This window comes from Phenylobacterium sp. CCH9-H3 (genome assembly GCF_001557235.1).
Taxonomy (GTDB): Bacteria; Pseudomonadota; Alphaproteobacteria; order Caulobacterales; family Caulobacteraceae; genus Phenylobacterium.
On record NZ_LSJI01000199.1, the window covers coordinates 1 to 6,392 of the forward strand.

The window sequence follows — 6,392 nt, forward strand, 5'->3', positions numbered from 1 at the left end:
GTTCAACGGCTACGGCGCCCGCCGCGGCAACCACGAAGTCATGATGCGCGGCACCTTCGCCAACATCCGTATCCGCAACCGGATCACCCCGGACGTGGAAGGCGGGGTGACGAAGCACTTCCCGTCGGGCGACCAGATGTCGATCTACGACGCGGCCATGCGCTACCAGGGCGAAGGCCGCCCGCTGGTGGTGTTCGCCGGCAAGGAATACGGCACCGGCTCGTCGCGCGACTGGGCCGCCAAGGGCACGAAGCTGCTGGGCGTCCGCGCCGTGGTGGCCGAGAGCTTCGAGCGGATCCACCGGTCGAACCTGGTCGGCATGGGCGTGCTGCCGCTGCAGTTCCTGCAGGAAGGCTGGCACAAGCTGGGCCTGACCGGCGAGGAGATCGTGACGATCCGCGGCCTGACGGAGCTGGCGCCCCGCAAGCAGCTGATCGTCGAGATGTACCGTCCGTCGGATGGCCGCATCGCCCGCTTCCCCGTCCGCTGCCGCATCGATACGCCCACCGAGCTCGAGTACTTCAAGCACGGCGGCGTCCTGAACTACGTCCTGCGCAGCCTGGCCAAGCCGGCGGCTTAAGCGACGGGGCGATCGTTCACCCTCGTGGGTGAATGTGTTGCTCGCGGCGTTGGATCGAGGGGGGCTGTGCGGCGTCGACCGCGCGGCCCCCTTCTTCGTCACGGCAACTCACGGCTTCTTGAGATTTACAGGCTCCGGAACACGCCCTAAGCCCATGGCGATGCGGATGGCCGCGCTTTTCAGCTTGATCCTGCTTGCCTGGCCGGCGGGCGCGGCGGCGGCCAAGCCGCCGGTGCTCGTGGAGCTGTTCACGGCCCAGGGCTGCGGCTCCTGCAACGACGCCAACGACCACATCGCCAAGCTGGCCGATCGGCCGGGCGTGATCGCCCTCACCTTCTCGGTGGACTACTGGGATTACCTGGGCTGGACGGACACCTTCGCCAAGCCCGAGTACGCCGAGCGGCAGAAGGCCTACGTCACGCGCCTGAAGCTGCGCGAGCCCTATACGCCGCAGGTGGTCGTCGACGGCCAGGAGGAGGCCCAGGGGCTGAAGACCGCCGAGGTCGATCGCCTGGTCCGCGCGGCGGCGGCGGCGGCGCGCAATCCGCCGGATATCCGCTTCGTCGGGGCCCGCCGCGTGGATGTGGGCTCAGGCCGACCGCCGCGTGGCGGCGGCGAGGTCTGGCTGATCCGCTACGATCCGCGCACGGTGGAGGTGGCGGTGCGGGCCGGCGACAATCGCGGGGAGACCGTGTCGCAAAGGAACGTGGTGCGCGAGATCCGCCGCCTCGGCTCATGGCGCGGCCGCCCGCAAGCCTATCGGATCCCCGCCGCTTCGGACGATGGCCTGGCGACCCTGGTCGTGGTGCAGGCGCCGCGCGGCGGCCGCGTCCTGGGCCTGGCCCAGCGGAAATCCTGAGCGCAAAAAGCAAACCCGCGCGGCTGGAGAGTGACCGCGCGGGCTGTCGCTTGGGGAAGGTAGTTGGGGTGTCGGTTGGCCAACCGCCGATCCAGGGGGGCTGGGGGGGCTGTTCAGGATCCGGGACCAGCAGTCTCTGACCAACCGACACTCGCAATATCGGAGCCCCATCGGGCGGGCGATGGACCGAAATAAGGTCATTTCGCGGCGCAAGCTCAGCCGGCGGCGCGGCGATTTCGGGGGTGGCCCGACGCAGAAAATTCATTCAGGCTCAGGGAGATGGCATTCGACCCGAGCTACTCGGCCCCGCGCCAGGCCGGTGTGTTCTTCGAGCGGCGCGAGCTGGAGCGCCTGCTGCGGCTCTACGGGCGCATGGTCGCCGCCGGCGAATGGCGCGACTACGGCATGGACAGCCTCAGGGACTGCTGCGTGTTCTCGGTCTTCCGCCGCAGCGCCGAGGCGCCGCTCTACCGTATCGAGAAGCACCCGGCCCTGGCCCGAAAGCAGGGAGCCTGGGCGATCGTCGGCGAGGGCGGCCACGTCCTGAAGCGCGGGCACGAGCTGGAGCAGGTGCTCCGCTTCTTCGACAAGGGGCGGTTCTCGGTCGTCGAATAGGGTCAGGCAAACCGCGGAAAACCAAAAGACGCAGAAGGTGCGGCGTCGATTCCGCGCTTTCTGCGTCTTCCGCGGTTCAAAAAACGAAAGCCCCGGCGGTCGCCCGCCGGGGCCTCTTTGTCAGCGATGTCCTGCGCTTAGCGGCGGTCGCCGAACAGCTGCAGCAGGAATTGGAACAGGTTGATGAAGTTGATGTAGAGGCTGAGCGCGCCGAAGTTGGTGGCGACGCCCATGGCCGCCTGGTCGCCGCCCAGCTCGTAGTAGGTCATCTTCAGGCGCTGGGTGTCGAAGGCGATGAGGCCCGCGAAGATCAGCACGCCCAGAACGCTGATGATGAAGCTCATCATCGAGTTCTGCAGGAAGATGTTCACCAGCGAGGCGATGATCAGGCCGATCAGGCCGACGAGCAGGAAGCTGCCCATCCCCGTCAGGTCCTTCTTGGTGGTGTAGCCGAAGAGGCTGAGGCCGCCGAAAGCGGTCGCGGTCACCAGGAAGGTCTGGAAGATCGAGGCCCCCGTATAGACGAGGGTGATCGCGCCCAGGCTGGCGCCGATCATGGCCACGATGGCCCAGTAGTAGATGCCGGAGCTGCGCGGGGTGGCGTTCCGCAGGCCGAACATGCCGAACATGATCAGCGCGAGCGGCCCGAAGGCGACGACGTAACCCAGGGGCTGGAAGCCGACGAGCCGGCCCTCCGCCGTCACGCGGTACAGCAGCTGCTGCACCGGCTCGACCTGGCCGGTGATGTAGGCCAGGACGGCGGAGACCACGAGACCCAGCGCCACCTTGTTGTAGACGCCGAGCATGAAACTGCGGAGGCCCGCGTCCACCGACATGTCGGCGCGATCCGCCGGGATCGAGCGCGCGTAGCCGCGGTTGAAGTCGCTCATTTGAGCAAGGCCCTATAATGCGCGTCCCAAACCGGACGCAGGACAAATATCGTTTCGGAGCGTGTCGGACGCAAGGCCTCTCACGCACGATACGGTGAACGCGTTAGGATACATGTATGATCCGCCTCTTCGCAGCAATCTCGATTCCGCCTGAGATCGGCCAGGCGCTCCAGGCCCGGCAGTCGGGAATCGACGGCGCGCGCTGGCGGCCGCTGGAGGCGCTGCACGTGACGCTGCGCTTCTTCGGCGAGATCCGCCAGGACATCGCCCGCGACCTGGACGCCGAGCTGATGGGCGTCGCCGGCCGCCCGTTCGAGATCACGCTTTCGGGCGCCGGCTCGTTCGGCGACGGCGAGGGGATCAATGCGGTCTGGGCGGGCGTGGCGGAGAGCGCCGAGCTGCGCCGACTGGCCGAGGCCTGCGAGGGCGCGGCCCGGCGGGCCGGCCTGAAGCCGGAAAAGCGGAACTACCGCCCCCACGTCACCCTGGCCTACCTGCGCCGGCCGGACCCGGCCGAGGTCGGCGCCTGGATCCAGGCCAACAACCTCCTGAAATCGCCCCCCATCGCCGTCGACCGCTTCGGCCTCTACTCCAGCACCCTGGGCCGCGAAGGCTCGCACTATCGCCTGGAGGCGGAGTACCCGCTGGGGTAGGGGGCGGGCCTCCGAAGAGCGGCGGACGATTGTCAACGGAAGCCCGAGTGACCGGGGGGCAGGGACGTTGGCAGCATCGCCGAAAGCGGACCTTTAGGAGGGGAGCCTCCCCCTAGGCTCGGTTTAGGCCTCTCCCGGCGCAGATTTTACCTGTGGACGGCCAATGCGAGCCGCGCTCGCTCACGGACCAATTCGAGCAGGAGCGAGCCGGGTGCCTCCCAGTCCGGCGGAAAGCGCATCGCCTGTGGTTCATTGTAGCCCTCGGCCACAGTCAGCACACCGTCGCTGAACATGATCTTGCGCCGCGTGTTGTCGGCGAAGAGAGCCGCCGCCCAAGCCGAGAGGCGGTTCAGGTGGTCGGACTCGAAGAAGCGTGCGGCCTCCCTAATGCGAGCCACCTGACGGGCCACGACCTCCATGTCCTTCCGGGTTTCGCGGGCGAGCCGCTCGATCTGCGGCGTCAGCTTGTCGGAGGTTACCGCGCCAACGAGGTGATAGCCCCGCAGTCTGCGTCCGGCGTCGTCGAGGAGGCTGAAGGGATTGTCCGGCCCGACCAGCCAATCAGCACCCTGGAGCGTCCCGAAGTCGCCCTCATCGGTGCGCCAGATTTCACCGCTGCCGAGGCGATCACGGAGTGCAGCCATAGCCGCGCGGTGCGCCTTGTTTGGCAGATCGGCGAGCTTCTGCGCTTCCTCAAAGAACGTCCGCTCACGCTCGGTCTCCGCGAGCCGATCTCTGATGCTCCGTGAGACCTTCATTTCCGCCGCGCCGGTCAAGTGGTTGCGCTTGATGCGCGCGATCGCGTCCCGGACCCCGGGGGCCTGAGCGACCCAAGCTCCCCGGAACCGCCGCACGACGGCGAAGTTGGGATCGCTGCTCGTTTGGGCCAGGGCGTCGAGGACATCAGGCAGACGGTCCCGCAAGGCGTCCCAGGCCAGTAACGCCTCCGCTCGTTTCCTAGCCCAGCCGCGGGCGTTGTTGGCGACCAAGTAATCCGACGCATAAGCCTTTGGCCCGCAATGGCTCCCGAGGAGGTAGCGCGAACCATCCGCCGCCAGCAGGACGAACCCATGCCAGTGGGGCTGGTGGTGGGGACAATGCGCGCACGGGACCGGAGCGTCCGTCGCCCGGTCCAACTGGTATTCCAGCTCGATGATGAAGTCGGGGAGATTGGCTGGGATGCGCGCCTGGACGTTGGGCAAGGCGAGCGGGGCGCCAGTGGTCCAGACCACCTTCCGCAGCTCGTCGTCGGTCAGCTTGGCCCAGTAGTCGTCGGCGGCCTGTGAAGGAGCACCGGGGGAGGGCGCTGCTCGTTCTTCCATTCGATCTCCTTAGAAATCTGGGCTTGCGCTCATTCGAGGGACCAACTCGTCCATCGTGTAGTGGACGAACTGCGTGCCCAATTCGGTGAGTTCGTATTGCTTGGTGTCGTCGAAGGCGGTCTGCACGTAGGGGCTTGCGGGGGCACGGGTCCTGGGCCGCTGCGCCCGCAGAAAGTTGCCAGCGTTGTCGGTCGCCCGTTCCTGGCGGATCACATGCCCTGTGCTCAGGTCGTGGATCAGCAGCTTGAACAGGTCCGCCTCGGACGAGTTCTCGCGGACGCGCTGGCCGTGGATGCCCTGCCAGACGTCAGCGCGGGTGGAGCGGGGATTCTGGTGGATGACCCGGATCACCGCGAAGTGGCTCTCGTGGTAGCGGTCGATCCAGTCTAGGAACAGGCGGATGAGATCGTCTTCGCAGAGCTTGGTGGCCCCGGCGTTGGTCAACACCTTGCGGATGAACTCGCGCTTCTCCTCGGTGTCGGCCTGATCCCACTGGCGGAAGCCCTTGCGGATCAGCGCGAGGTATTCCTCGGACTGGATGCGCTCTTGGATGTCATCACCCAGGCCCTCGAACCGCTCCATGATCCCAGCCAGCGTCATGCCGAGGCGCTCAAGCTTGGCTTGGTGTTCCTGGAGCCAGAGCTTCTGCAACTCGTTGAGCTGGTCCTGTTGGAACTCACCGTGGAGCGCCGCGCCCGCGCCGAGCAATGAGCCGACCCAGGGAATGCCGCTGAGGGCCGCGAGGATGAACCGGGCATAGCGCCCGTTGTTCTGGCGACCGATGCGTTCCGCCAGGGCCTCGCGCTGTTTGCTGAGATCAGCCTCGGTCTCGAAGGGGATGATCTCGCCCGACACGGGGCGGGCTCCGTCGTCGGGGGTCATCTGCCTTACCTGCGGCTGTCGGGCGTGCGCTTCACGCGGACCCAGCCAGCGCCGGGGCTGGTGGTCGGCGGAAGCGGGCGGTTGTCAGGGACTGCGGCGAAGTTGTCTCGGCGTCCGCCGCGCGGGCCGACCTCCTGGAAGATGCCGCCGTTGCTGCCAGTGTTCTGGCCGGGCTTTTGGGCCATGGCGCTGCTCCGTGATCGAGGGGAGGGGCGATCTACTCGGGCACTGCATGTTGTGGCGGCGCGACTCACCAGCCCAACATATGGGAACGAAATGACTCCGAACGGTGAACTGTGCAAGAACTATTAGTTCTCGCCACGCTGCGCGGAGTCGTCGCAGCTCCCGGCACAGGGGGGCCGGAGGACATTAAGGGGAGGGGTCGAGTCGTCGCGCAAGGCGGCCGGGGCCGGAGCAAGCGCTCGACGTGTCACGCGGCGTGGCGGCGGTCACCTGGACTCTGGGCGGGCATCGCGTCGCTTGCGCCCCAGGGCTATCGCCTTGAGGTGTTCGATGTCGGCGTCGATCAGCTCCACGAGTGTCAAACGGCGTTCAAAAGGGACCCCCGATCGGCGTCGAAGAGGGACCCCC

Annotated in this window: 7 protein-coding genes and 1 pseudogene; 4 read left to right on the forward strand and 4 right to left on the reverse strand. The window is 67.2% G+C overall.

Translation table 11 applies throughout. The features are described 5' to 3' along the window. The 3 genes and pseudogenes from AX721_RS17635 to AX721_RS17645 form a co-directional block, all read left to right on the forward strand. A pseudogene (locus AX721_RS17635) lies at nucleotides 1-580 on the forward strand (aconitate hydratase); the annotation flags it as partial. Between the two features lie 166 nt (nucleotides 581-746). After that, a complete protein-coding gene (locus AX721_RS17640) occupies nucleotides 747-1,439 on the forward strand; it encodes a DUF1223 domain-containing protein (protein ID WP_369796654.1) in 693 nt (230 codons plus the stop codon). Between the two features lie 279 nt (nucleotides 1,440-1,718). Then, nucleotides 1,719-2,054, forward strand: coding sequence for a DUF2794 domain-containing protein (locus AX721_RS17645; protein WP_068877295.1), 336 nt, complete (start codon nucleotides 1,719-1,721; stop codon nucleotides 2,052-2,054). A gap of 137 nt (nucleotides 2,055-2,191) precedes the next feature. Here the strand turns inward: AX721_RS17645 and AX721_RS17650 are convergent, their stop codons facing one another. Then, nucleotides 2,192-2,944: a Bax inhibitor-1/YccA family protein gene (locus AX721_RS17650; RefSeq protein WP_068877296.1), complete on the reverse strand. Its 753-nt coding sequence runs from the start codon at nucleotides 2,942-2,944 to the stop codon at nucleotides 2,192-2,194. A gap of 116 nt (nucleotides 2,945-3,060) precedes the next feature. On the opposite strand from AX721_RS17650, the gene thpR reads away from it, so the two are divergent. After that, nucleotides 3,061-3,597, forward strand: a complete 537-nt coding sequence (thpR, locus tag AX721_RS17655) for an RNA 2',3'-cyclic phosphodiesterase (RefSeq protein WP_068877297.1) — start codon at nucleotides 3,061-3,063, stop codon at nucleotides 3,595-3,597. A 146-nt stretch (nucleotides 3,598-3,743) separates the two neighbouring features. Here the strand turns inward: thpR and AX721_RS17660 are convergent, their stop codons facing one another. The 3 genes from AX721_RS17660 to AX721_RS17670 are packed head-to-tail and all read right to left on the reverse strand — an operon-like array spanning nucleotide 3,744 to nucleotide 5,986. Continuing rightward, the gene (locus AX721_RS17660; RefSeq protein WP_068877298.1) at nucleotides 3,744-4,919 is read right to left on the reverse strand and encodes a hypothetical protein; all 1,176 of its coding nucleotides are present in this window, start codon (nucleotides 4,917-4,919) and stop codon (nucleotides 3,744-3,746) included. A gap of 9 nt (nucleotides 4,920-4,928) precedes the next feature. Further along, entirely contained in the window at nucleotides 4,929-5,774 is an 846-nt protein-coding gene (locus AX721_RS17665; RefSeq protein ID WP_156467228.1) for a hypothetical protein, read from the reverse strand. Between the two features lie 32 nt (nucleotides 5,775-5,806). Continuing rightward, nucleotides 5,807-5,986, reverse strand: a complete 180-nt coding sequence (locus AX721_RS17670) for a hypothetical protein (protein WP_068877299.1) — start codon at nucleotides 5,984-5,986, stop codon at nucleotides 5,807-5,809. Nucleotides 5,987-6,392 lie beyond the last annotated feature (406 nt).